Below are 25,475 nucleotides of genomic sequence, written 5' to 3'. Positions count from 1 at the left end.
CGGTCTGTCAGACTGTCACCTGCCGATTGGCATACATCCGACACTCCGCCAACAACGCCAGCAAATTCGGGTCGCGCTCCTTGGCCTTCAAGAACACCACCCCGATATGCTGCTGCAACCGATACCTGGGTTGCAGCGGTATCAGCTTCACGCGGTTCTCATACACCGCCGCAATCCTTCCCGGCAGCAGCGCATAACCCACCCCCGAACTGACCATGCTCAGCAGCGTGAAGATGTCATTGACCTGCATCGCCACCTTCGGCTCGAACCCCGCTTGCTTGAACACGCGGTTGCCGTCCTGATGAGTGGCGAAGCCCTGGGTGAGGGTGATGAACGTGGCGTCGCGCACGTCGGCCAGGTCGATTTGCTGCTCGCGGTCGAAGGGCGAATCGGCAGGCGTGGCGAGGAAGATGTCGTCGGAGAACAGCGCAATCTGCGCACAGTCGGGATCGTTGGCCTGTTCGTCGAGGGAGATGAGGATCGCGTCGACTTCCATGTTTTTGAGCTTGTACAGCAGGTCGAAGTTGGAGCCGAGGATCAGGTCGATGTTGAGTTCGCTGCGGCGGATTTTCAGGCCCATGATCAGTTGCGGCACGGTTTTCACCGTCAGCGAATACAGCGAGCCGAGCTTGAAGCGTTCGGCGGAGAAGCCGGCGGCTTCGCGGGTCAGACGCACGCTGTCGATCACGTCGGCTATCAGCTTTTGCGCGCGTTCTTCGAGCACGTAGGCGCTTTCCAGCGGGGTGAGGTTGCGGCCTTCATGCTTGAACAGCGGGCAGCGCAGGGCGTTTTCCAGGGAATGGATGGCGCGGTGTACGCTGACGTTGCTGGTTTGCAGCTCGGCGGCGGCGCGGGCCAGGTTGCCGGTGCGCATGAACGCCAGGAAGATTTCCAGCTTTTTGAGGGTGAACTCTTCGTCGATCAGCATGGCCGTGGCTCTTGTTCGAATACGGCCGATTGTGCCCGCAAAACCGCGCGGCGTCGCCGGAACGTCATAAGGCCCTTGCACTCTTATGCGCAAGGCGGGACGCTTGTCAGGCAGCGGTTAACGGTTACAGGGGGTCAGTGACAGATGTACCACGGGGAACGATTCAACGCCTGGAGCCATTTGCTCGGCGCAGTCGCGGCGTGTGTGGGCGCCGTGTGGATGTTGGTGGTGGCGAGCCTGGATGGCAGCCCCTGGAAGATCGTCAGCGTGGCGATTTATGGCTTTACGCTGATGGTGCTGTACAGCGCGTCGACGGTGTATCACAGCGTGCAGGGGCGGCGAAAAGCGATTATGCAGAAGGTCGATCACTTTTCGATCTACCTGTTGATCGCCGGCAGTTACACGCCGTTTTGCCTGGTCAGTTTAAGAGGACCGTGGGGCTGGACGCTGTTCGGGATCGTGTGGGGGCTGGCGGTGATCGGCATTCTGCAGGAGATCAAGCCGCGTTCCGAGGCGCGGATTCTGTCGATCGTGATCTACGCGGTGATGGGTTGGATCGTGCTGGTGGCGGTCAAGCCGCTGATTGCCGCGCTGGGCACTGCGGGGTTTATCTGGCTGGCGGCGGGCGGCGTGTTGTACACCGTTGGCATCATCTTTTTTGCCTTGGAGGATCGTTTGCGGCATTCCCATGGGATCTGGCATTTGTTTGTGATCGGCGGCAGTTTGCTGCATTTCGTGGCGATCATGCACTACGTGCTCTAACGCACGACGCGGTCTAAAAAAATGTGGGAGGGGGCTTGCCCCCGATGGCGGTGTGTCAGTTGGCAAATAAGCTGGCTGAACCACCGCCATCGGGGGCAAGCCCCCTCCCACATGGTCCTCGGTGTTCTCACAGGCGTTCCAGCAGCTCCCGTGCACGCTCACCGAAGATCTGCAGCAGGTTGGCCAGCATGTGCGGCGGCGGTTCGTTGGCGCGGGTCAGGGCGTACAGGGTGATCGGCAGCGGCGGCGTGAGCGTGCGGATGCGGGTGGTCGCCGTCGACGCGCCGAGGGCGGTGAAGGGGTCGATGACGGTCAGGCCGGCGCCGGATTCGACCATCGCGCGGGCCAGGGCGTAGGTCTGCACCGAGAGGCTCACCCGTGGCGGCGGGTCGACTTTTTCCAGGTAGCTGTCGAGCTTTGCCGCCAAGGGGTCGGCGCTGGACAGGCCAATCAACGGCGCTCCCGCCAGTTCCGCCAACGGCAGCGGCTTGCGGGTTTGCGCCTCGGTCCAATAGCCCTTGGACGCCAACGCGACCAAGGCTCCGTTGGCCAGCACTTGAGTGGTGAGCCCCGGGTGGCCGGCGAAGTTGAGGGTCAGCGCCAGGTCGATTTCGCGCATCAACAGCTTCTGCACCAACTCGCGGCTATGGTCGCTGGACAGCTCGCAGGCAATGTCCGGGTAAGCGCGTTGCCACTGCAGAATCGCCGGTGGCAGCAACGACAGCGCCAGCGCCGGGATCGCACCGATCCGCACACTTTGCGCAGGCGCACGGCGCAGACTCTTGGCCAGGCGCCTTACGCCTTGCAGGCTTTCGCTGACTTTCTCGACTTCGTGTTCCAACGCCAGGGCTTCCGGCGTGGGCTGCAATTTGCCGCGCACGCGCAGAAACAGCGGGAAGCCCAGTTGCAACTCGGCGTGCTGCAACACTTTGCTCACCGCCGGTTGCGAGACATGCAGCAATTGCGCAGCGGCGCTGATGGAGCCGGTCTGACGGATGGCCTGGAAGATTTCGATATGACGCAAGCGCATGGCGAGTCCATAACCTTTGTTTATAGGTGGCCCATCTTTATTCATTGTCGCTGGCCTGTCACCTGCCCCTACGCTTGAGCCCTCTTATTCAACGGCGAGGAGCGGGAATGGCCAGGCAGGTTTGTATCATCGGTGGTGGGGTCATCGGCCTGACGAGCGCCTACGCGCTGGTGCGCGCCGGGCATGACGTGACGCTGATCGACGCGCGCGACACCCTGGGCTGCGAAACCAGTTTCGCCAACGGTGGGCAGTTGTCGTATCGCTACGTCGCGCCGTTGGCCGATGCCGGGGTGCCGCTGCAAGCGCTTGGCTGGCTGCTGCGCGGTGATTCGCCATTGAAGCTGCGCCCGCGCCTCGACCCGCAGCAATGGCGCTGGATGGCGGCTTTCCTCGGCGCCTGCCGGGGTTCGGTGAACCAGCGCAATGCCGCCCACTTGCTGCGTTTGGCGTCGCTGAGCCAGGCCACCTTGCAGCAATGGCGCGAGGATGACCGCCTGGACGGTTTCGACTGGCGGCGTAACGGCAAGCTGGTGACGTTTCGCAACGCCGAGACCTTCGAGCATGCGCGTCGCAAGGTCACGGACATCCTGCAACAACAGGTGCTCTCGGCTGCCGACTGCGCCCGCCTGGAGCCGGCGCTGGCGAGCGGTGGGTTTGTCGGCGGGATCTACACGCCGAACGAGGAAGTGGCCGATTGTCACGCTTTCTGCCAACGCCTGGCGGCGCGGTTGCAAGCGTCGGGGCGTTGCCGCTTCTTGCTGGGGCGCAAGGTCACCGCGATTCGGCATAGCGCCGGTGCGGTGCAGGCGATCGAGTTGGGTGAGGCGGTGATGCCGGTCGAGCAACTGGTCCTTGCCGCCGGGCATCGCAGCGCTGGGTTGGGGTTGCCGGGGTTATCGCTGCCGCTGTATCCGCTCAAGGGCTACAGCCTGAGCGTGCCGATTGGCGCGCAGCATCGGGCGCCGAATGTGAGCATCACCGACTACGATCGCAAGATTGTGTACGCCCGGATTGGCGAGCAATTGCGGGTGGCGGCGATGGTCGATATCGTCGGCTTCGACGCCGGCCTTGAGCCCAAGCGGCTCGCGTTGATCAAACGCCAGGCGGTCGAGACACTCCCCCTGGCTGGCGACTATGCCCACGCGGTCGAATGGGCCGGTATGCGTCCCGCCACGCCGACCGGGGTGCCGCTGATCGGCGCCAGCGTGTATCGCAACCTGTGGCTGAACCTGGGCCATGGCGCGCTCGGTTTTACCTTGGCCTGCGGCAGCGGCCAACTGCTGGCCGAACTGATCGGCGAGCACGTTCCATCGATAGATATGCAGGGCCTGGCGCCTCGCGCCGCTTGAATCGTCATCACCCGAGAACCAACGGAGAATAACAATGAAAAAAATCCTGTTGACCGCCTGCACCCTGGGGCTTTTGTTCGGCACACCGGTTCAGGCGACAGACGCCGCACTGGACGGCACGTTGAGCAAGATCGCCAGCGCCAGGTCCATTACCTTGGGTTATCGCGATGCATCGGTGCCGTTTTCCTACGTGGGCGACCAGAGCGGCAAGCCCATGGGCTATTCGGTGGACCTGGCCAACAAGATTGTCGAACGCATCCAGCAGAAAACCGGGGGGGCGAACCTCGCGGTGAAGTACACCCTGGTGACCTCCCAAACCCGCATCCCGCTGGTGCAGAACGGCACCGTCGACCTGGAGTGCGGCTCTACCGGGGTGACCGCCGAGCGGCAGAAGCAAGTGGCGTTTTCCTACGGGTTTATCTACGTGAAAGGGCAACTGCTGACGGCAAAAGACAGCGGCATCCAAGGCTTCGCCGACCTCAAGGGCAAAAACGTGGTGACGACCGCCGGCACCACCAACGAGCGCTTTCTCAAAAGTTACAACGCCGAGCACAACGGCAACCTGTCGGTGATCAGCGCCAAGGACCACGGCGAAGCCTTCAAGATGCTTGAGACCGGCCGCGCAGCCGCGTTCTATATGGACGATGCGTTGCTCTACGGTGAGCGCGCCAAGGCCAAGGACCCGCATCGCTGGGTGGTGGTGGGCGAGGAGCAGTCGCGGGAGATCTACAGTTGCATGGTGCGCAAGGACGATCCGCAGTTTCTCGCGGTGGTCAACGACACCTTGGGCGATCTGTACCGCACCGGCGAGATCGATGGGATTTACCGGCGCTGGTTTGAACAGCCGATCCCACCGAAGGGCCTGAACCTGGAGTTTCCGATGAGCGCCGAGTTGAAGGCGATCTTTGCTACGCCAGTGAGCGATCCGGTGGAATAAACCCTCTCCTCGGGTTGGTCAGAAGTCGCCCCACAGTTGTTGGGCGACCGACAGCGCGACAACCGGTGCGGTTTCGGTGCGCAACACGCGCGGGCCGAGGCGGGCGGCATGGAAGCCGGCGCCTTGGGCGGTGTCGATTTCAGGATCGGTCAAGCCGCCCTCGGGGCCGATCAGAAAGGCCAGGCTCGACGGCTTGGCATGGCTGATCATCGGCTCGGCGACCGGGTGCAGCACCAGCTTCAGGTCCGCCTCGGTCTGCTTCAGCCAATCGGCGAGTAACAGCGGCGGGTGAATCACCGGCACCGTCGAACGCCCGCATTGCTCGCAGGCACTGATCGCCACCTGGCGCCAGTGCTGCAGGCGTTTGTCGGCGCGTTCGTCCTTGAGGCGCACTTCGCAGCGTTCGCTGAAAATCGGCGTGATGGCGTTGACGCCCAGTTCGGTGGCTTTCTGGATCGCCCAATCCATCCGCTCGCCCCGGGACAGGCCCTGGCCGAGGTGAATGTGCAGCGGCGATTCGGTCTGCCCGGCGAATTGCTCGGTCAGTTGCACGCTGACGCGTTTTTTTCCGACCTCCAGCAACGTGCCGCGAAATTCCTGGCCGGAACCGTCGAACAGTTGCACGGCATCGCCTTCGCCCATGCGCAGCACGCGGCTGATGTAATGCGCCTGGGCTTCAGGCAATTCATGCTCGCCGAGGCTCAGCGGGGTGTCGGTGAAAAAGCGGGACAGTCTCATTTCTGTTCTCTGGAAAAAATACAACGCTTGAAGGGCAAATCAACCTGGATCGCGAAAGCCTGGGTGGAAGTCTTTGGGCACGGCAACGCTCACCTTGCTGTTGGTGGCGATATCGATCCCTTCGCTGGCCACTTCCGCCAAAAAGTCGATCTGCTCCGGCGTAATCACATACGGCGGCAGGAAATACACCACGCTGCCCAACGGCCGCAGCAGCGCACCGCGCTCCAGGGCGTGTTCGAACACCTTCAGGCCACGGCGTTCCTGCCACGGATAGGCGGTTTTGGTGGCTTTGTCCTGGACCATCTCGATGGCCAGCACCATACCGGTCTGGCGCACTTCCGACACGTGGGGGTGGTCCACCAGGTGTGCGGTGGCCGTGGCCATGCGCTGGGCCAGGGCCTTGTTGTTTTCGATGACGTTGTCTTCTTCGAAAATATCCAGGGTCGCCAGGGCCGCCGCGCACGCCAGCGGGTTGCCGGTGTAGCTGTGGGAATGCAGGAAGGCGCGCAGGGTGTTGTAGTCGTCGTAGAAGGCGCCGTAGACGTCTTCGGTAGTGACCACCGCCGCCAGCGGCAGGTAGCCGCCGGTGAGGGCTTTGGACAGGCACAGGAAGTCCGGGCGGATGCCGGCCTGTTCACAGGCGAACATGCTGCCGGTGCGGCCGAAGCCCACCGCGATTTCGTCATGGATCAGGTGTACGCCGTAGCGGTCGCAGGCTTCGCGCAGCAGCTTGAGGTACACCGGGTGGTACATGCGCATGCCGCCGGCGCCCTGGATCAGCGGTTCGACGATCACGGCGGCGACCGTGTCGTGGTTGTCGGCGAGGGTCTGTTCCATGGCCAGGAACATGTTGCGCGAGTGTTCTTCCCAGCTCATGCCCTCGGGGCGCAGGTAGCAATCCGGGCTCGGTACTTTGATGGTGTCGAGCAGCAGCGCTTTGTAGGTTTCGGTGAACAGCGGCACGTCGCCCACCGACATCGCGGCGATGGTTTCGCCGTGGTAGCTGTTGGTCAGGGTGACGAAGCGTTTTTTGTTCGGCAGGCCACGGTTGAGCCAATAGTGAAAGCTCATCTTCAGCGCGACTTCGATGCATGACGAGCCGTTATCGGCGTAGAAGCACCGGGTCAGGCCTGCGGGCGTCATCGCCACCAGGCGCTCGGACAGTTCGATCACCGGCTGGTGGCTGAAGCCGGCGAGGATCACGTGTTCCAGTTGGTCGACCTGGTCTTTGATGCGCTGGTTGATGCGCGGGTTGGCGTGGCCGAATACGTTGACCCACCAGGAGCTGACGGCGTCGAGGTAGCGCTTGCCTTCGAAGTCTTCCAGCCATACGCCTTCACCCCGCTTGATCGGGATCAGCGGCAGTTGCTGGTGGTCTTTCATCTGGGTGCAGGGATGCCACAGCACCTCGAGGTCGCGTTGCATCCACTGGTTGTTCAAGCCCATCGTCTATCTCCTCGAAGCGGTCCTGCATCTTCGCAGGCGAAACAATCGCGCAAGCCTATGCAATGGAGGCCCGTGTCACAAGCCATTGTGGGGAATTCGCGGTAAACATAGGACGGACTGTCACGTTTCTTGGGAATAGTCTTAATCCCTCGTTAACGTATCGTGCCTAGGCTTATGATCATATTTCTCGATATTTCAAAGCAAAAATTTGCGCTTTAATTCGATAGGTAAATCGTTAGTCTTGGGCACAGTTCTTACGGGATTAAGTACATGCAGCTACGTAACTCACCAGCCCGCTACGGCTGGGTCAGCATGGTGTTGCACTGGGGCGTGGCCCTGGTGGTGTTTGGTCTGTTCGCCCTGGGCTTGTGGATGGTCGGTCTCGACTACTACAGCACGTGGCGCAAAGACGCGCCGGACCTGCACAAAAGCATCGGCATTACGCTGTTCGCGGTGATGCTGGTGCGTATTGTCTGGCGCCTGATCAGCCCGGCGCCGCCGGCGCTGGCCAGCTACAGCCGCTTGACGCGAATCGGTGCTGCCTTTGGCCATGCGTTCCTTTATGTCGGCTTATTTGCCGTGATGATTGCCGGTTACCTGATTTCCACCGCAGACGGTGTGGGTATCCCGGTGTTTGGCCTGTTTGAGATTCCTGCTTTGGTTTCCGGTTTGCCGGACCAGGCAGACACCGCAGGCGTGGTGCATCTGTACCTCGCCTGGGTGCTGGTGGTTTTCGCCGGCCTGCACGGCGTGGCCGCGTTGAAACACCACTTTATCGATCGTGATGCGACCCTCACGCGAATGCTGGGGCGCAAAGCCTGATGTTCAACCTCGACTCACAAGGAATAGAAAGCATGTTGAAAAAGACACTCGCCGCTCTGGCAATCGGTTCTGCTCTGCTGTCCGCAGGTCAGGTGATGGCCGCTGACTATGTTGTCGACAAAGAAGGCCAGCACGCCTTCGTCGATTTCAAGATCAGCCACTTGGGCTACAGCTTCATCACCGGTACGTTCAAGGACCTGGACGGCAAGTTCAGCTTCGATGCCGCCAAGCCTGAAGACAGCAAGATTGAGTTCAACGTCCGTACCGCCAGCGTGTTCACCAACCACGCCGAACGTGACAAGCACATCTCCAGCAAAGACTTCCTGGACGTTGGCAAGTTTGCCGATGCCAAGTTCGTCTCCACCAGTGTTAAAACCACCGGTAAAAATGCTGCGGGCCAAGTCACTGCCGACGTGACCGGCGACCTGACCTTTCACGGCGTGACCAAGCCGATCGTTGTCAAGGCCACCTTCCTGGGTGAAGGCAAAGATCCATGGGGCGGCTACCGTGCCGGTTTTGAAGGCACCACCAGCTTCAATCGCCAGGACTTCGGCAAGCAGATGGACCTGGGCCCAGCGTCCAACAATGTTGAGCTGTACGTGACGTTTGAAGGTGTGAAAGCGAAGTAATTTTCGCCCGCTACACAAAAATGCCCCGGATCTCACGATCCGGGGCATTTTTTTTGGCGCTTTGAAAATCAGCGGTTGCGGGTCAGCAGCGCTGGTTTTTCACCACGAGGACGGCCTGGCAACTGATCCAGCTGCTCGGGTGTCGGGAAGCGGTCGGCTTTCGACTCCTTGTGGATGATTTTCGGTGCCGGGCCGCCGCGCGGGTTTTGCACCGCTGGCTCGGACAACTGTGGCTGGTCGTCACGGGCTGGGCGGCGGTTGTTGCTGCGCGAGTCTTCGCGACGCGCCTGACCATCACGCGGTGCGCCGTTACGCGGGCCGCTGCGCTTGGCCGGTGGCGTACCGGTGGTGCCGCCGCTGCTGTTGCGCGGGCCGTTCTGGCGCGCGCCCTGTGGCTGGCCGCCACGGGGTGCGCCAGTGCCAGCGCCCGGAGCCGGAGCGCCTGGACGACGGCCGCGACCCTGGGCCGGTTTGGCCTGGGGCACGTAGTCGACGCGGTTACCGAAGTTATCCACATCGTCGTCGAGGAACTCGTCCGGCGCGCGGTCGGCGCTGGCGCGTGGGGTCTGGCTTGGCTGGCTCGGCTGACGCTGTTCGCGGGCCGGGGTGCCTTCACGGGGTTTCTGCTCGCGGGCCGGGCGTTCGCCACGGCCGTTGGTTGGCGCTTTTTCCTTGCCGCCCTTGTCCTTGCCCTTGTCGCGACGACCACCGCCACCACCGCCGCCGTTCGGGCCATCGCCCTTCGGACCGCGTGGGTTGCGCGGGTTACGCACGTCCGGACGCTCGCGCACTTCAGGCTTCTCGGCCTCAACGGCGCTGGAATCGAAGCCCATCAGGTTGCCGTCGGCGATTTTCTGCTTGGTCATGCGTTCGATGCTTTTCAGCAGTTTTTCTTCGTCCGGCGCTACCAGGGAAATGGCTTCGCCCGAACGACCGGCGCGGCCGGTACGGCCGATACGGTGTACATAGTCTTCGTCGACGTTGGGCAGCTCGAAGTTGACCACGTGCGGCAGTTGGTCGATATCCAGGCCGCGTGCGGCGATATCGGTGGCCACCATGATGCGTACTTCACCGGCCTTGAAGTCGGCCAGCGCTTTGGTGCGCGCGTTCTGGCTCTTGTTGCCGTGGATGGCGACGGCGGTGAGGCCGTGCTTGTCCAGGTACTCGGCCAGGCGGTTGGCGCCGTGCTTGGTGCGGGTGAACACCAGCACCTGTTCCCAGGCACCGGCGGTGATCAGGTGCGCCAGCAGCGAACGTTTGTGGCTGGCGGCCAGGCGGAACACGCGTTGCTCGATACGCTCGACCGTGGTGTTCGGCGGCGTGACTTCGATGCGTTCCGGGTTGTGCAGCAACTTGCCGGCCAGGGCCGTGATGTCGTTGGAGAACGTTGCCGAGAACAGCAGGTTCTGACGTTTGGCCGGCAGGCGGGCGAGGACCTTTTTCACGTCATGGACAAAGCCCATGTCGAGCATGCGGTCGGCTTCGTCCAGCACGAGGATTTCTACGTGGGACAAATCGACGCTGCCTTGGCCGCACAGGTCGAGCAGACGACCCGGGCAGGCGACGAGGACGTCAACGCCACGGGACATGGCCTGAACCTGTGGGTTCATGCCGACGCCGCCGAAGATGCAGGCGCTGACGAACTTCAGGTCGCGGGCATACAGCTTGAAGCTGTCATGCACTTGGGCGGCGAGTTCGCGGGTTGGGGTCAGGACCAGTACGCGCGGTTGGCGCGGGCCATGACGCTGGGACTTGTCCGGGTGACCGTTGGGGAACAACCGCTCCAGAATCGGGAGGGCGAAGCCGCCGGTTTTACCAGTACCTGTCTGAGCCGCAACCATCAGGTCGCGACCTTGCAACACGGCGGGAATGGCCCGCTGTTGCACCGGAGTAGGCTCGGTATAGCCCGCTGCCTCGATGGCGCGGACTAAAGCCTCGGAGAGACCGAGGGAAGCAAAGGACATGAGTAATCCTGTTCTAGTTAGGGCTTGGCCCAAAGGGATAATCTTGCCGGGCGTGAATGGCGCTTAGGGGAGCGCAATCCCGTCCGGTCCTGCTGCGTCTGGCGGGCACTCCACCGGCTCGCGCGGGCTTGAAAGCTGCGCAGTAGCGGGGTTGGGTGCCTTTTTCAAGACCTCAGCGGCCGGGCGTAAGCCTAGCGGGAAGGCCGCAGTATAACAGAGCAATCACGGCGCGCTGCTTTCCTGCTGCTCAACGGTGCGTTCAGGCAGTGTAATCGGCACAGCTGCGGTTTGAATACCACCATATTTGGCGCTCAAGGCGGTGTACGCCGGCTCGTGCTTGAAACGCTTGAGTTCAGCGGCAAAGCGCTGCACCAGCAGGTCCATGCCTGCGCCACGGCGCACCGCGAGGAACTGCTGCTGGCGGCTGATCACGACGGGCGCCTGGCTGACCTTGCCTTCCAGGCCCAATGCCTTGATCACATGCTGAGCGACCCTGCGGTCAGTCACCAGCAGATCGATGCGGCCAAGCATCAATTTGCCGAAGTTCGCTTCATGAGTCGGCGCCGGCTCGCGATGGAACAGGCTGGATTCGCTGAATTGCGCGCCATACAGGTAGCCCGGCGAGGTGCCGACGGTCAGGTTGCGCAGCTCGTCGAGGGTCAGGACCGGGTGGGGCCGCTCATTGGCGTAGAACAGCACGAACTCCACTTCCGACAGCGGTTCGCTGGGGTACAGCAGCAGGGCATCGCGCTCATGGCTGTGGAAAATATCCAGCGCGCCGTCGGCGTGGCCTTGTTCGAGCATGTTCAGGCAGCGTTTCCATGGCAGGAATTGCCATTCCACATCGACGCCCAGGCGCTGGAACACGATCACCGTGGTTTCATAGTCCAGCCCGCGCATGGTGCCGTTGTCGTCGTACACATAGGGCGCCCACGGCTCGGTGACAATGCGCAGTTTCTCGCCGTAAGCGGCCAGGCTCAGGCAAGTGAAAAGTGTCGCGGTCAACAGCTTGAAAATCACGGGCATGGCCTGAGGTTACGACGCTCCTGGGTTAAAGAGAAGCTCTGGCGCGGTGATTCCCGCATCTTGGAAACCTTATCGTGGTAGTAACTGCCGAGCGCCAGCGGGGCTGCGCCAGGGATGACGACGTTCCTGATTCTGCTGCGCCTTTTTGTCGCCACATTGTGGTGCAGTGTGAAGCATGTAAAACGACAAAGGCCCTCGTAGAGACGAGGGCCTTGGCACCGCCGGACAAGCGTTAGCGTGGCAGCTTCAGGTTGTTCCAGATGGCAAGGCTAGGTTCAGCCTGGTTCAGGGTATAGAAGTGCAACCCTGGCGCGCCACCTTGCAACAATTGTTCGCACATCTCACTGATAACCTGTTCGCCGAACGCCTGGATGCTTTTGACGTCGTCGCCATAGGCTTCCAGTTGTTTGCGCACCCAGCGTGGGATCTCAGCACCGCAGGCGTCGGAGAAGCGCGCCAGCTTGCTGTAGTTGGTGATCGGCATGATGCCCGGCACGATCGGGATGTTCACACCCAAGGCCCGTACACGCTCGACGAAGTAGAAGTAGCTGTCGGCGTTGAAGAAGTATTGGGTGATTGCACTGTCAGCGCCGGCGTTGGCCTTGCGCACGAAGTTCTGCAAATCGTCTTCGAAGTTGCGCGCCTGTGGGTGCATCTCCGGGTAAGCGGCCACTTCGATGTGGAAGTGATCGCCGCTTTCTTCGCGGATGAAGCTCACCAGGTCGTTGGCGTAGCGCAGCTCACCGCTGGCGATGCCCATGCCGGATGGCAAGTCACCGCGCAGGGCGACGATGCGCTTGATCCCGGCGGCCTTGTATTGGGTCAGCAGGGCGCGCAGGTCGGCCTTGCTGTCGCCCACGCACGACAAGTGCGGCGCGGCGGGAATTTTGACTTCGCTTTCCAGCTGCAACACGGTGTTGATCGTGCGGTCACGGGTCGAACCGCCGGCGCCGTAAGTGCAGGAGAAGAAGTCGGGGTGGTAGCTGGCCAACTGCTTGGCAGTCGCCATCAGTTTTTCATGCCCAGCATCGGTCTTGGTCGGGAAGAACTCGAAGCTGTAGCGACGGTCTTGGGACATGGTAATACCCTTGGAAACTCAGAAGCCGACTGTGCAACCCACCTGCCCTGTAGGAGCGAGCTTGCTCGCGAAGAACGTCAACGATAACGCGTCAAACAGGCTGTACGCGGTGCCCTTGGGTTTTTCGCGAGCAAGCTCGCTCCTACAGGTTAGAGCAGGTGGAGCTGGTTACTTAGTAGCGGTAAGCGTGCGGCTTGAACGGACCTTCGACGGTCACGCCGATGTAGTCGGCCTGGGTCTTGGTCAGTTGAGTCACCACGCCGCCGAAGCCGCGGACCATTTCCAGGGCCACTTCTTCGTCGAGTTTCTTCGGCAGCACTTCCACGGTCAGGCGCTCGGCTTTCTGGGCCGGCGACAGGTCGGCGTATTTCTGGCCGAACAGGAAGATCTGCGCCAGTACCTGGTTGGCGAACGAGCCATCCATGATACGGCTTGGGTGGCCAGTGGCGTTACCCAGGTTCACCAGGCGGCCTTCGGCCAGCAGGATCAGGTAGTCGTCGTTCTGTGGGTCGAAATCGCCCGAGCCGGTACGGTGAACCTTGTGGACCTGTGGCTTCACTTCTTCCCATGCCCAGTTCTTGCGCATGAAAGCGGTGTCGATTTCGTTGTCGAAGTGACCGATGTTGCACACCACGGCGCGCTTTTTCAGGGCCTTGAGCATGTTGGCATCGCAGACATTCACGTTACCGGTGGTGGTCACGATCAGGTCGATCTTGCCCAGCAGGGCTTTGTCGATGCTTGCTTCGCTGCCATCGTTGATGCCATCGATGAACGGCGAAACCACTTCGAAACCGTCCATGCAGGCTTGCATGGCGCAGATCGGGTCAACTTCGGAGACCTTGACGATCATGCCTTCCTGACGCAGGGACTGGGACGAACCCTTGCCCACGTCACCGTAGCCGATCACCAGGGCTTGCTTGCCCGACAGCAGGTGGTCGGTACCGCGCTTGATGGCATCGTTCAGGCTGTGACGGCAGCCGTACTTGTTGTCGTTCTTGCTCTTGGTCACCGAGTCGTTGACGTTGATGGCCGGGATTTTCAGCTCGCCCTTGGCCAGCATGTCCAGCAGGCGGTGTACGCCGGTGGTGGTTTCTTCGGTCACGCCGTGGACGCGGTCGAGGATCTGCGGGTACTTCTTGTGCAGCAACTCGGTCAGGTCGCCGCCGTCGTCGAGGATCATGTTGGCATCCCATGGCGCGCCATCTTTCAGGATGGTTTGCTCCAGGCACCACTCGTACTCTGCTTCGGTCTCGCCTTTCCAGGCGAATACCGGGATACCGGCGGCAGCGATGGCGGCGGCGGCCTGGTCTTGCGTCGAGAAGATGTTGCAGGACGACCAGCGCACTTCGGCACCCAGGGCAACCAGGGTTTCGATCAGCACGGCAGTCTGGATGGTCATGTGGATGCAGCCGAGAATCTTCGCACCCTTGAGCGGTTGCTCAGCGGCGTACTTGCTGCGCAGGCCCATCAGGGCAGGCATTTCGGATTCGGCGATAAAGGTTTCGCGACGGCCCCAGGCAGCGAGGGACATGTCGGCGACTTTGTAGTCGTTGAAATCTGCAGGCGTAATTACAGCGCTCATGAAGAGCCTCCATTCGTAGTGTGCGAATGGGCGCCGTTGTGCGTTTAGTATCAGGCCAGGGTAACCAGGCCGGACAACGCCCCATCCGAGCCTGACAGGTTGAACCTGCTGCAGCGCCCCTCGGACAGGTGGCGGGAGAACGGTATCAACCGAAGATGACCGTTTTGAAGCGGGGGCGATTATAGCTGTGTACGCGGCACTTCCCAAGCCTTTCTGTCGGCGGGATGAAGATCTCGCATGGGGTTGATAGGCAATAGCGCATAGAGCTTGAGCCCGGGCTCTGCCATTATGTTGCCCATCATTCGGCAAGACGTTTTGGAGTGACCATGAACTTCCACACCCGCAAATGGGTAAAACCTGAAGACCTCAACCCCAACGGCACCCTGTTCGGTGGCAGCCTGCTGCGCTGGATCGACGAGGAAGCGGCCATTTACGCGATTGTTCAATTGGGCAACCAGCGGGTGGTGACCAAGTACATCTCCGAAATCAACTTCGTCAGCGCCTCGCGCCAGGGCGACATCATCGAGCTGGGCATCACCGCCACCGATTTCGGCCGCACCTCCATCACCCTGACCTGTGAAGTGCGCAACAAGATCACCCGCAAAAGCATCCTGACTGTGGAAAAAATGGTCTTCGTCAACCTCGGCGAAGACGGTTTGCCCGCGCCGCACGGCCGGACCGAGATCAAGTACGTGAAGGACCAGTTCAAGGAAGACAACCTCCCTGCGTAACCGCTCACCGGATTGATTGCTTTACCAAATCATTCCAGGTGGATCTTTCTCAGGCGTTCTCATCACTCAGGACTACATCCTGTATTGAGAGCCTGTGTATGAAAGTGTCCTCCAATCCGGCTGCCCATCAGGTGCAGCCGCCTTCGCTTCAGTCATCGCAATCCTCCCTCAGCCAAGGCGTCAACACACCCTTGGTTGAGGGGGTGGGGCCGCGCAAGTTGAGCCTTTCGCGCCACAGTAACGGCCAGGTGGACGTGGTGTTGTCGCCGCCTCCGCCCAGCCATCTGGTGCTCAGCGGCGGAGGTGCCAAAGGCATTGCCTATCCGGGAATGGTCCAGGCGCTGGAGGACAGCGGGAAGCTGCAAGGTATCCAGGTTATTTCCGGCTCATCCGCTGGCGCGATCTCTGCCACGTTGCTCGCCAGCGGCATGAACGCCGAGGCCTTCGGCACGCTATCGAACCGCATCGACCTGCCGAGCCTGTTGAATAGCGACAACCCGTTGACGGCCTGGCTGCAAGAGGCCAGTTCCCGTCTGGGCAAACTCATCGGGCGCTTGCCAGGCCCGGCGGGCAATATCTCCCAATTGTTGCTGAGCGTGATGCCGCGCCTGCAAACCGAGGCGCAGCCCCTGGAGCAATTGCTGCGCAACGAGTCACGCGAATCGATCCTCGCCCATATCGCCGCCACGCCAAGGGCGACCCGGCCTGACGAAGTCATGAAAATCGCTGATCGGCTCAGCGCCGGCGGGGCGCCGACGTTTCGCGATCTTGAGGTGTTGAACCGACACATCCCGGCGATCAAGCCGCTGAATATCACCGGCACCGGAATGTTCGACGGTCGCCCGCAACTGGTGACGTTCAACGCCAGCCTGACCCCGGACATGGACATCGCCCGCGCCGCGCACATTTCGGCGTCGTTGCCGGTGCTTTTCAAGCGCCCTACCGAGCAGGGGCATGCCTTCCAGGAAACCGCCGAAGCCACTGCGTTCCAGGACGGTGGCTTGCTGCTCAATACGCCTGCCCCCGGGGTGATCGAGCCCTCGTTTGCAGAAAGCCCGTTGAGCCAGCACGAGTCTCTGATCGTCAAATTTGAAGCCGAAGACGCTGCAACGCCGAAAAAAAGCGGCGGTTTTTTCAGCAGCCTCGTCGACAAGCTGACCGGAACGCCCCATGCGTCCGCCGAGGCTTATCAAAATGAGCGGCTCAAGGCGTTTGCCGAGCAGACCGTGGTCCTGCCGCTGAAGACGGATAAGGGGGACTTTCGCGGCACGCTCAACGGCACTGTGAATTTCACCATGAGCGCGGAGGACAAGCAGCATCTGCAGGCACAGGCACGCAAAACCGTGGCGGCGCATTTGGAACAACGCGACACGGTGCGCGAGCGTCACACGTTTGCCTCATTGGATGACGCGGTGCTGGCGATGGACGATGCGATGTTGGCCAGTGTGCAGGAAACCTTGCAGAAAGAGCCGGCTGCGACGGCGGTATTGATGTTCAGAAAGAGCGCGCAACAAGCATTGCAAACCCTGGACCGTGCCATTGCCAAGGTGAACCAGGCCCACGACACCCTGATCTTCACGCCAGAGCTGTCTGCCGCGCTGCGTAACCTGGATGCGCTCGCCAGCCGGCCTGAGCACGTCGAGTGGCTGGGGCGGCGCCTGAATGCAGCTGGGCAGCGCAATTTCCAGCAGTTGTTGCAGGTGGCGGCCAAGCAGGCGTCGGGCGCCGCGCCGATGTCCAAGGTCATGGCCAGTGCGGTCGCCGAAATGAAACGGCGCGACATCGCGGTAAAGGCCGAAAACTTCACCCGCGAGGTCATCTACCCATCGCTGTACCGACCCGGTCAGACCGACGCCAACGTCGAGCTGCTGCAACGCGCTGCAGCGGATTTGGCCAAGGCGAGCACCCCCGCAGAGTTCAACCGGGTGCTCGACGGTATCATCGAGCGCTATGGCGCGCGCAACAAACCCTGGTCAAAACCGTTCCGCTCGACCACGGTGGAGATGGCCAAAGCCTGGCGCATACCGGTTTAGTTGCCACGCCACTGAACAGCCATTGCTCCAGCCTGTCGTAGCTACAGACACCTCTTGGACTCTGGAACATCATGGACACGAACGACGACGGCAAAACCCCCAACCTGTCGAAGGAAGAGCAGCACGACGTCGACAAGAACCAGCCGCCCCGTGCGGCTGTGCTGCATGAAATCATCCGCACCCAGGGCGATCAGGAACTGGAGCGCACGGTGGCGGCATTGTGGTGGTCGGCGCTGGCGGCGGGCCTGACTATGGGCCTGTCACTGATGGGCATGGGCCTGCTCAACTCGCGCCTGCCGGACGGTGAAGGGTTCAAAGTCATCGCTAGCTTCGGCTATTGCGCGGGCTTTTTGGCGGTGATTCTCGCGCGCCAGCAGTTGTTCACTGAAAACACCCTGACCGCAGTGCTGCCGGTGATGAGCAAACCGACCCTGAATAACGCCGGGCGCCTGTTGCGGCTGTGGACGGTGGTGCTGGTGGGTAACCTGTGCGGCACTTTGCTGGTGGCCTATGTGATGCTGCACCTGCCGATCTTCGATACCAAGACCGACCTGGCCTTCCTTGAAATTGGACGCAAAGTCATGGAAAACGACCCCGGTCAGATGTTCGCCAAGGGCATCGTTTCCGGCTGGATGATCGCCACCATGGTGTGGATGATCCCGTCGATGGAAAGCGCCAAGATCTGGATCATCATCCTGATCACCTACCTGATGGCGCTGGGGGATTTCACCCACATCGTGGTCGGTTCGGCGGAAGTGTCTTACCTGGTATTTGCCGGTGAACTGCCATGGAAGGATTTCTGGCTGATATTCGCCGGGCCGACCCTGGCCGGCAATATCATTGGCGGGAGCTGTATCTTTGCGCTGATCAGCCACGCGCAGATCCGCAGCGAAAGCAGCCTGCCGGGCAAGGCTACAGCGGACCCGAGGCATCCGCAGCGGATCAATAAGGATCAGTGAACGGAGGCGCTACCGTCGCCGACCGGGGTGTGCGTATTGATGAGCTACGCTTTGGTGCTTTGGGCCATGCCGTTGGGCCCATCGCCTGTGGATGCGGGCTGACCAGCATGTTCGTGATAAAACGCTAGCCGTCTTGATAAAACCAAAAAAGGAATGAGTGATGACTGTCGCTTTCTGGTGTGTATTGATCGCAATCTTTCTGCCCTACCTGTGTACAGGTGTGGCCAAATTCAGCGGCGGCAAGTTCGGGCCACGGCAGAACCATGACCCGCGTGCCTTCCTCGATACCCTGGAAGGCTTCGCCAAACGTGCCCACAACGCGCAGCTCAACAGCTTTGAAGTGACCCCGGCGTTTGCTGCCGCCGTGATCATCGCGCACCTGGCGGGCAACGCCGAACTGGTCACGATCAATGTCCTCGCGGTGTTGTTTATCACCAGTCGCCTGCTGTACATCATCTGTTACCTGGCGGACTGGGCCATCCTGCGCTCGCTGGTGTGGGCGGTGGGCATGGCGCTGATTGCGAGTTTCTTCTTCGTCTCGATCTAACGCCTGTCGCCGTGTGGGAGCCGGCTTGCTCCCACATTGTCGATCAGCGTCGGTCAGGTGCCGGCTGGGGCATCCGGCACCTGGGGTAATACGGCGCCCTTGGGCCACAACATCCAGATCTGCCCCTGTTGCTTCATATTCCCTGCCAGTTCGCCTGCTGCTTCCCCTGTGCCCCAGAACAAGTCCGCGCGCACTTCGCCGGTGATTGCGCCGCCGGTATCCTGCGCGGCGACAGGGCGCACGATCGGTGCGCCATCCGGGCGTGTGGTCGACAGCCACAACAGGCTGCCCAGCGGAATCACCTTGCGATCCACCGCTACGCTGTAGCCGGCGGTCAGCGGCACGTTCAGCGAGCCGCGTGGGCCTTCGTTGCTGTCGGGGCGGGCGCTGAAGAACACGTAGCTGGGGTTGCTCGCCAGCAATTCCGGAATGCGCTGCGGATGCGCCTTGGCCCAGGCGCTGATGGCGCCCATGGTCACGTCTTCTTTCTTCAGCTCGCCTTGTTCCACCAGCCAGCGGCCGATAGGGCGGTAGGGGTAGCCGTTCTGGTCGCCGTAGCCGATGCGCAGTTGGCGCCCGCCTGCCAGTTGAATTCGGCCCGAACCCTGGATCTGCAGGAATTGCAGGTCCATCGGGTCGGTCAGCCAGGCGATCGGCTTGGCGCTGGAACCTTGGCCGTTGATCGTGCTGGCGTCGTCATACGGCTTGAGCACACGACCTTCCAGGCGGCCGCGCAGGCGCTTGCCCTTGAGTTCCGGGTAGATGCTTTCGAGGTTGACGATGATCAGGTCGTCCGGCACACCGTACACCGGCACATGGGCGGTAGGGGTTTCGGTCAGGCTGCCGGGGTAGACCGGCTCGTAGTAGCCGGTGATCAGGCCGTTCGGGGTGTTGTCGGCCGAGCGCAGGCCGAATACGTCCAGGCGCTCCTTGAGAAAACCGCGAACCGCCGCCGCATCCCCTGGCACTGCAGTTGCCGCCGCGCAGGTCGCGCCCCACACCGGGTCGGCCTTGAGGCGTTGGCAGGCGCTGCGCCAGGATTCAAACCCGGCCAGCAGTTCGCTATCGGACACCGCCGGCAGCGCTTCCCACGGAGCGCTCACATAGGTGGCCACCGCATGGGGTTTGATAGTTTCATCTTTGTGCGCATCCTTGCCCACATCGCAGCCGGCCAGCACTGCGATCATCGGTAGAGCCCACGCCAGACGGCGGCTCCAGGGTTTCAAAGCGATATTCATACAAGCAATTCCTGAAGCGATTGCCCGCGCGCCGACGCGTTTGGGCAACCCTTATCGTTAATAGGGCTATTGGTCTTTACGGGTGGGGCGAGGATACTGGCCGCCGTTTTCCCGTGACCTCGAAGCCACCATGACTTTTAAAAAACTGACTGTTGTACTGCTCGCCTGCCTGGCGCTGTCCGCCTGTGGCGGCGTTGATCCGAATTCGCCCCTGGGCCAGCGCAAGGCTATCTTCAAGCAAATGCTCAAGACCGGCGAAGACCTGGGTGGCATGTTGCGTGGACGTATCCCGTTCGACGGCGCGAAGTTCGCCGAAGGCGCGGTCAAGCTCGATGCGTTGTCCCGTGAGCCGTGGAAGCATTTTCCGAGCGTGCGTGAGGAAGACCACACCAGCGCCAAGGACGACGTCTGGCAAAAACAGGCGCAATTCCAGCAACTGGCCCGCGACCTCGAAGCGGCCACCGGTGAATTGGTGATCGCAAGTCAGGTGCAGCCCTACAAGGCCAGTAACCTTACGCCTGCGGTGCAGAAAGTCGAAGATGCCTGCAGCGCCTGCCATAAGCAGTTCCGGGACCACTGACCGGTTTACTGGTCGAGTTCTTCCACCGCATCCTGCAGTGCTTTGCGCGACTCGGCCAGTTTGTCCTTACGTTTGTTGATCTTGTCCGCGTCGCCCTTTTTCATCGCCTTGTCGAGGTCGGCCTGACGGCGGCTGACGTCGTGCTTGGCGTCGAGTACCTTGTTTTCGCGCTCCTTTTTCAAGGCGGCGTCGGTGCAGTTGGTCGTGACTTCACTTAGGGCTTTTTCCAGGCCGGCCTGTTGTGCACTGTCGCCATGGGCCTTGGCCTGTTCGATCTGGGTGCTGATGGCCTGGCGCTTGGCGGCGCAGCCGGTCAGTGGGGTTGCTTCTTCGGCTGCCAGCAGCGGCGTCGCCATGAAACATGCGACGGTCAGCAGGGCAAAAGGGGCTAAAAATTTCATAGGGAGCTCCAAAGTCGCAATCTAGTGGCCGGGTCAGGTTCAAAACCCGTCAATCCCAGCCACGCGTAGTGTCTCAGCCAAAGCCTGGATCTGCGGGTCGCGAAAAAAAGCGCTCAGTTGCGCCGCGCGTCCCGGGCCGATGCCATCCAGGGCCAGCCAGGCTTGGGTGTCCTTGGCAACCAGCGCCTGCCAGTCGCCTTCCAGGTTATTGCGTGCCGCGGGTGGCACGCCCAGGGCTTTGAGCCATTGAGCAAAAGGCCGTTGCCGTGCGCTGCGAATACTGTCGAGCACCCGCGCACGGCTGCGATCGCCGAAGCCTTCAATGTTAGCAAGCTCTGCCGCATCCAGGGTCAACCAATCGAGGAAGCCTGCGATTAGACCGGCCTGGATCAATACGTTCCACGTCTCCCGGCCCATATGCGGCAGGCCCAGGCCCTGGTTGCCGCTCAACCAGGTCAGGCGGGCCAGCAACTGTTCTTCACAGCCGGGGTCCAGTTGCCAGCAACTCAGGGCGTGAAAGTCCCGGGCGTTGGGGACTTGGATGTCGACTCTGGTCTCGTTGCGCAGGACCACCTCGTCCAATCGCGGAATGACCTGGCCGGCGAGGCTGATGGAAACCTGGTCGCCGGGGCGGATATCCAATGTTTTCCAGCGTTGCAGGGAGCCGGTGCTGACGCGGCTGATCTGCCTGTCGTCCAGCCGCACCGGTTCGAGTTCCAGGACAGGCGTGATGCGCCCGGTGCGGCCAATGTTGAACTGCACCTTGCGTACCAGCGCCAGGGCGTTTGCTGCGGGATATTTCCAGGCGACCGCCCAGTAAGGCGCGCTGACCTGCCAGCGCTTGGCGGGTGCGCGGGTGGCCTGGTGCAGCACGACGCCATCACTGGCAAACGGCAGTGGGTGGTTGTACCAGTAGGTGCGCCAGCGGGCGGCGTCGGTGATGTTCTGGATGGGTTGGCTGTAGCGTTGGCTGTCGGTGAAGCCCCAGCCTGCCAGGGTGGCCAGGCGTTCGGTAAAGTCTGCCGGGCCATCGGGCCAGGCCCAGACAAACAGACCGATCCCGGCCGCCTCGGCGTCGTTCAATTGTCGACGGTTCATCAGGCCGGCCACCTTGCTGCGCGCATTAAGCCCGCCGAGCGTCGATTGCACGTGGTCGTCGAGACGCCAGTAAAGCTCACCTTGCAGCACAAGGTCGATGGGCTCCGGCAGTTGCTGGACGATGCCGGGGATTTTTTTCGCGGAGGCAGACCAATCCTGGCCGAGCAGGCCGTCGCCCCGACTGATCACTTGGCGCAAGCGCCCCTGGCGGTAGACCAGGGTCACGGCGACACCATCGACCTTGGGCTGAATCCAGACGTCTTGGCGAGCCCGGAGCCATTCGCCGACGGCGTGTTCGTCGAGCAATTTTTCCAGGCCCGTATGGGCCACCGGGTGCGGCGAGGTGCCTCGTGAGCTGGCCAACGGCTTGTCAGCCAGCGCAGCCGGTTGGGGAAAGCACCGGTGCCAGTGAGCCAGGCGTTGGCGGGCCTGGTCGTAGAGTTCATCGCTGATGGGCGAATGGCCGAGCCGGTGGTAGTTGTCATCCCAGAGACTGATTTGCCGGGCCAGCGGGCCGATCTGCGCGCGCGCATCATCGGGGCACTCTTCAGCCCTGGCCAGCCCGGTTAGAACACTGAGTAAAAGAACAATCAGCAGGCGCATCGGGAGCATCCTTGCTCGGTAAGGGGCGTTCAGCCTAAGGGATCTTCGCGCCCACAAAAAAGCCCCGACCGGTCGGGGCTTTTTACCGGGTGTTTCTGCTTACTTGAACAAACCACCCAAGGCTTTCACGGCATCGTTGTTTTCTGTCTTGGCCTGCTGCTTTTGCTGCTTGGCATCAACGTTGGCCTGGGACTCGGCGAGTTTGTTACAGCCTTTGTTGACCTGCTCCAGGGCGGCTTCGAAGGCCTTCACTTTCAAGGTGTCGTTTTTGGCATTGGCCGCATCGATCTTGGTTTGCAGGTCTTTGGCTTGCTGTTGGCAGTCGCCGGAGTTACCGCCACCGAGTTGGGAGCTCAGTGCGCCACTCAGAGCGCTCAGGTCGGCGGCATTTACCGGCAGGGCGAACAGGCTGAGCAGCAGGGCGGTAGGGGCGAGCGTGGAAATGCGCATGAAAACCTCAATGTTCGATTGCCTGCGCGTTGATGAGTCCCGGGCTGGCGCAGTGCAATATCCAGAATTAGGTGGAGGGCCCGGGAGGGCGCGGATTCTAGTGGGCCATTATTTGGCCTGCAAGGTTTGGATCCAAAAAATCTGAAGAACGACGCGAATCACGCGGCAATAAAAAGCCCCACCGGGCGAACCCGGCAGGGCTGTGGCTACCGCAAGCGATTACAGGCCGGCAGCGATACGCAGGTCGTCGGCGCGGTCGGTTTTTTCCCAGGTGAACGTGGTGAAGGTGTCGTCGCCGACAGTCTTCTGCGCCGGGGTACGGCCGAAGTGGCCGTAGGCCGCGGTTTCCTGGTACATCGGGTGCAGCAGGTCGAGCATGGTGGTGATTGCGTAAGGGCGCAGGTCGAAGATCTCACGCACCAGCTTGACGATCTTGTCATCGCTGATCTTGCCGGTGCCGAAGGTGTTCAGCGAGATCGACGTAGGCTGGGCCACGCCGATGGCGTAGGACACCTGAATCTCGCAACGCTCGGCCAGGCCGGCGGCGACGATGTTCTTGGCCACGTAACGACCGGCGTAGGCCGCCGAACGGTCAACCTTGGATGGATCTTTACCGGAGAACGCGCCACCGCCGTGACGGGCCATGCCGCCGTAGCTGTCGACGATGATCTTGCGCCCGGTCAGGCCGCAGTCGCCCACCGGGCCACCAATGATGAATTGGCCGGTCGGGTTGATGTGGAATTGGGTGTCCTTGCTCAGCAGTTCAGCCGGCAGCACGTGCTTGACGATCAGCTCCATCACGCCTTCGCGCAGGTCGGCATAGGAAACGTCCGGGTTGTGCTGGGTCGACAGCACGACAGCATCGATGCCGACCACTTTGCCGCCTTCATAACGACAGGTGACCTGGGACTTGGCGTCCGGCCGCAGCCACGGCAGCAGGCCGGATTTACGCGCTTCGGCCTGACGCTTTACCAGTTGGTGCGAGAAGGTAATCGGGGCCGGCATCAGCACGTCGGTTTCGTTGCTGGCATAGCCGAACATCAGGCCCTGGTCGCCGGCGCCCTGGTCTTCTGGCTTGGCGCGGTCGACACCCTGGTTGATGTCCGGGGACTGCTTGCCGATGATGTTCATCACGCCGCAGGTCGCGCCGTCAAAGCCGACGTTGGAGCTGTTGTAGCCGATGTTGGTGATCACCTCACGGACGATATGCTCCAGGTCGACCCAGGCCGAGGTGGTGACTTCGCCGGCGATGATCGCCACGCCCGTTTTCACCAGAGTCTCGCACGCCACACGGGCGAACTTGTCTTCAGCAATGATGGCGTCCAGCACCGCATCAGAAATCTGGTCGGCGATTTTGTCCGGATGCCCTTCAGACACGGACTCGGAGGTGAAAAGGGAGTATTCGCTCATCTCGATGTTTTCCTGATATTTACCGATGGTGAGTGTCGCCAGCCGGTCGCTGAAAATGGCGGACCTGGATCTGGAAACCATTACGTAAACCTACATAGAGGCTTTCCCCGGGAACGAGTCCCGCAGCGGTGGCCCAACGGGCCAGATCGTCCTGTTCAAAACCCAACCAGAGATCACCGCAGGCCTCCCTGGCCCAATTCTGGTTGTGGCTGCATAAATCTGTAACCAGCAGGCTACCGCCGGGTTGCAGCAAATTCGCCATCTGCTTGAGGGCGTCGGCGGGGGCCGCGAAATGGTGCAGGACCATGTTCAGCACCACGCAATCGGCCCGCAGGCTGGTGTCATTCAGGGCGTCGGCCAACTGCAGGCTGACGTTGCCCAGGGCCTCGCGCTCGCACAACTGGCGCGCCAGTTCGAGCATCGCCGGGCTGTTGTCCAGCGCCGTGACCTGTTGAAAACGGCGCGCCAGTTCCGGCAAAAAGCCGCCATCCCCTGGCCCGACTTCCAGGGCGGTCGCTTCATGACTGAAGCTCAGCTTGTCCAGCAGCGCCAGTACACTTTCGCGATATTGGGGCAAACCGGCGATCAGGTCCTGCTGGGCGCGAAACTTTTCGGCAACCCGTGAGAAAAAGTCCTGGCTGGCCGCTGCGCGCTGCCCATGCACCTGGCCGATGCGCGACTGTACGTCGCTGGGCAGACTCAAGTTGTCCACTTCTTCCAGCAGCGCGCTGTGCAGCTTGCCGCCGAGCAGCTCGGTATGGGGCAGGGCGCGGCGGTAAAAAATTGCATTGCCTTCGCGACGGGTGGCCACCAGGTCGGCCTGGGCCAGGACCTTCAAGTGATGGCTCATGCCCGACTGGCCAATGGCGAAGATCTGCGCCAGTTCCAGCACGCCGAAGGAGTCGTTGGCCAGCGCCCGCAGTACGTTCAGGCGCAACGGATCGCCAGCGGCCTTGCATAAGGCAGCCAGTTCATCGCCATCGTCGGGACGCAGGGAGGGCATGGGTAGGTTCATAAGGCCAGCAGTCTAGTGATGGGTGGAAATCATCGCAAGGGCAATATCAAAAAGTTTTGATATTGCTCGATAAGTGGCGGTTATAAGCGAGCGCTATCCCCCTTAGACGAAGTGGCGGC

At 61.6% G+C, this 25,475-nt stretch carries 24 protein-coding genes and 1 riboswitch; of the genes, 10 read left to right on the top strand and 14 right to left on the bottom strand.

What is annotated here, in order from left to right:
* Positions 1-7 precede the first annotated feature (7 nt).
* The gene (locus J2Y83_RS26915) at positions 8-928 is read right to left on the bottom strand and encodes a LysR family transcriptional regulator (protein ID WP_253399878.1); all 921 of its coding nucleotides are present in this window, start codon (positions 926-928) and stop codon (positions 8-10) included.
* Between the two features lie 144 nt (positions 929-1,072).
* Here J2Y83_RS26915 and trhA point away from each other — a divergent pair, with 144 nt between their 5' ends.
* On the top strand, positions 1,073-1,690 hold the full coding sequence (gene trhA / locus J2Y83_RS26910; protein ID WP_253399876.1) for a PAQR family membrane homeostasis protein TrhA: 618 nt from the start codon (positions 1,073-1,075) through the stop codon (positions 1,688-1,690).
* A 127-nt stretch (positions 1,691-1,817) separates the two neighbouring features.
* On the opposite strand, the gene J2Y83_RS26905 is transcribed toward trhA, so the two are convergent.
* Positions 1,818-2,720 (bottom strand): LysR family transcriptional regulator, encoded by a 903-nt coding sequence (locus tag J2Y83_RS26905; protein WP_253399874.1) that lies wholly within the window; start codon positions 2,718-2,720, stop codon positions 1,818-1,820.
* 107 nt (positions 2,721-2,827) lie between these two features.
* Here J2Y83_RS26905 and J2Y83_RS26900 point away from each other — a divergent pair, with 107 nt between their 5' ends.
* Positions 2,828-4,069 (top strand): D-amino acid dehydrogenase, encoded by a 1,242-nt coding sequence (locus tag J2Y83_RS26900; RefSeq protein WP_253399873.1) that lies wholly within the window; start codon positions 2,828-2,830, stop codon positions 4,067-4,069.
* A 34-nt stretch (positions 4,070-4,103) separates the two neighbouring features.
* A complete protein-coding gene (locus J2Y83_RS26895; RefSeq protein ID WP_253399872.1) occupies positions 4,104-5,006 on the top strand; it encodes a transporter substrate-binding domain-containing protein in 903 nt (300 codons plus the stop codon).
* A gap of 18 nt (positions 5,007-5,024) precedes the next feature.
* On the opposite strand, the gene J2Y83_RS26890 is transcribed toward J2Y83_RS26895, so the two are convergent.
* Positions 5,025-5,744, bottom strand: coding sequence for a 16S rRNA (uracil(1498)-N(3))-methyltransferase (locus J2Y83_RS26890; RefSeq protein WP_253399871.1), 720 nt, complete (start codon positions 5,742-5,744; stop codon positions 5,025-5,027).
* Between the two features lie 39 nt (positions 5,745-5,783).
* Entirely contained in the window at positions 5,784-7,190 is a 1,407-nt protein-coding gene (locus tag J2Y83_RS26885) for an adenosylmethionine--8-amino-7-oxononanoate transaminase (RefSeq protein WP_253399870.1), read from the bottom strand.
* A 270-nt stretch (positions 7,191-7,460) separates the two neighbouring features.
* On the opposite strand from J2Y83_RS26885, the gene J2Y83_RS26880 reads away from it, so the two are divergent.
* A complete protein-coding gene (locus tag J2Y83_RS26880) occupies positions 7,461-8,012 on the top strand; it encodes a cytochrome b (protein WP_253399869.1) in 552 nt (183 codons plus the stop codon).
* 32 nt (positions 8,013-8,044) lie between these two features.
* Entirely contained in the window at positions 8,045-8,641 is a 597-nt protein-coding gene (locus tag J2Y83_RS26875) for a YceI family protein (protein WP_247407210.1), read from the top strand.
* 68 nt (positions 8,642-8,709) lie between these two features.
* Here J2Y83_RS26875 and J2Y83_RS26870 read toward each other — a convergent pair whose 3' ends face one another.
* The 4 genes from J2Y83_RS26870 to ahcY form a co-directional block, all read right to left on the bottom strand.
* The gene (locus J2Y83_RS26870; protein ID WP_253399867.1) at positions 8,710-10,605 is read right to left on the bottom strand and encodes a DEAD/DEAH box helicase; all 1,896 of its coding nucleotides are present in this window, start codon (positions 10,603-10,605) and stop codon (positions 8,710-8,712) included.
* Between the two features lie 222 nt (positions 10,606-10,827).
* Positions 10,828-11,631, bottom strand: a complete 804-nt coding sequence (locus tag J2Y83_RS26865; RefSeq protein WP_253399865.1) for a substrate-binding periplasmic protein — start codon at positions 11,629-11,631, stop codon at positions 10,828-10,830.
* Positions 11,632-11,863: 232 nt separating this feature from the next.
* Positions 11,864-12,709: a methylenetetrahydrofolate reductase [NAD(P)H] gene (gene metF / locus J2Y83_RS26860; protein ID WP_253399864.1), complete on the bottom strand. Its 846-nt coding sequence runs from the start codon at positions 12,707-12,709 to the stop codon at positions 11,864-11,866.
* A gap of 172 nt (positions 12,710-12,881) precedes the next feature.
* On the bottom strand, positions 12,882-14,291 hold the full coding sequence (gene ahcY, locus J2Y83_RS26855; protein ID WP_253399863.1) for an adenosylhomocysteinase: 1,410 nt from the start codon (positions 14,289-14,291) through the stop codon (positions 12,882-12,884).
* A gap of 21 nt (positions 14,292-14,312) precedes the next feature.
* A riboswitch (S-adenosyl-L-homocysteine riboswitch) is annotated at positions 14,313-14,419 on the bottom strand.
* A 198-nt stretch (positions 14,420-14,617) separates the two neighbouring features.
* Between ahcY and J2Y83_RS26850 the strand changes: the two genes are divergently transcribed.
* The 4 genes from J2Y83_RS26850 to J2Y83_RS26835 all read left to right on the top strand — a co-directional run bounded on the left by J2Y83_RS26850 (position 14,618) and on the right by J2Y83_RS26835 (position 18,561).
* Positions 14,618-15,022, top strand: a complete 405-nt coding sequence (locus tag J2Y83_RS26850; protein WP_282598561.1) for an acyl-CoA thioesterase — start codon at positions 14,618-14,620, stop codon at positions 15,020-15,022.
* Between the two features lie 98 nt (positions 15,023-15,120).
* A complete protein-coding gene (locus J2Y83_RS26845; RefSeq protein WP_253399862.1) occupies positions 15,121-17,055 on the top strand; it encodes a patatin-like phospholipase family protein in 1,935 nt (644 codons plus the stop codon).
* A 71-nt stretch (positions 17,056-17,126) separates the two neighbouring features.
* The gene (locus J2Y83_RS26840; protein ID WP_253399861.1) at positions 17,127-18,014 is read left to right on the top strand and encodes a formate/nitrite transporter family protein; all 888 of its coding nucleotides are present in this window, start codon (positions 17,127-17,129) and stop codon (positions 18,012-18,014) included.
* Between the two features lie 160 nt (positions 18,015-18,174).
* Complete coding sequence (locus J2Y83_RS26835) at positions 18,175-18,561, top strand: MAPEG family protein (protein ID WP_253399860.1); 387 nt, start codon at positions 18,175-18,177, stop codon at positions 18,559-18,561.
* 53 nt (positions 18,562-18,614) lie between these two features.
* Here the strand turns inward: J2Y83_RS26835 and mltA are convergent, their stop codons facing one another.
* Positions 18,615-19,799, bottom strand: a complete 1,185-nt coding sequence (mltA, locus tag J2Y83_RS26830) for a murein transglycosylase A (protein ID WP_253399859.1) — start codon at positions 19,797-19,799, stop codon at positions 18,615-18,617.
* A 130-nt stretch (positions 19,800-19,929) separates the two neighbouring features.
* Between mltA and J2Y83_RS26825 the strand changes: the two genes are divergently transcribed.
* Entirely contained in the window at positions 19,930-20,379 is a 450-nt protein-coding gene (locus J2Y83_RS26825) for a c-type cytochrome (protein WP_253399858.1), read from the top strand.
* Between the two features lie 5 nt (positions 20,380-20,384).
* On the opposite strand, the gene J2Y83_RS26820 is transcribed toward J2Y83_RS26825, so the two are convergent.
* The 5 genes from J2Y83_RS26820 to J2Y83_RS26800 all read right to left on the bottom strand — a co-directional run bounded on the left by J2Y83_RS26820 (position 20,385) and on the right by J2Y83_RS26800 (position 25,356).
* Positions 20,385-20,780: a DUF1090 domain-containing protein gene (locus J2Y83_RS26820; protein ID WP_253399856.1), complete on the bottom strand. Its 396-nt coding sequence runs from the start codon at positions 20,778-20,780 to the stop codon at positions 20,385-20,387.
* 39 nt (positions 20,781-20,819) lie between these two features.
* A complete protein-coding gene (ligB, locus tag J2Y83_RS26815; protein ID WP_253399855.1) occupies positions 20,820-22,481 on the bottom strand; it encodes an NAD-dependent DNA ligase LigB in 1,662 nt (553 codons plus the stop codon).
* Positions 22,482-22,580: 99 nt separating this feature from the next.
* A complete protein-coding gene (locus tag J2Y83_RS26810) occupies positions 22,581-22,931 on the bottom strand; it encodes a DUF1090 family protein (RefSeq protein ID WP_253399854.1) in 351 nt (116 codons plus the stop codon).
* Between the two features lie 219 nt (positions 22,932-23,150).
* Positions 23,151-24,341, bottom strand: coding sequence for a methionine adenosyltransferase (gene metK / locus J2Y83_RS26805; protein WP_247398970.1), 1,191 nt, complete (start codon positions 24,339-24,341; stop codon positions 23,151-23,153).
* 19 nt (positions 24,342-24,360) lie between these two features.
* Positions 24,361-25,356, bottom strand: a complete 996-nt coding sequence (locus tag J2Y83_RS26800) for an ArsR/SmtB family transcription factor (RefSeq protein ID WP_253399853.1) — start codon at positions 25,354-25,356, stop codon at positions 24,361-24,363.
* Positions 25,357-25,475: the final 119 nt, after the last annotated feature.

Source organism: Pseudomonas marginalis (genome assembly GCF_024169655.1).
In the GTDB taxonomy this organism is placed as follows: Bacteria; Pseudomonadota; Gammaproteobacteria; order Pseudomonadales; family Pseudomonadaceae; genus Aquipseudomonas; species Aquipseudomonas paraveronii.
This window is presented reverse-complemented; position numbering and strand designations above follow the sequence as displayed.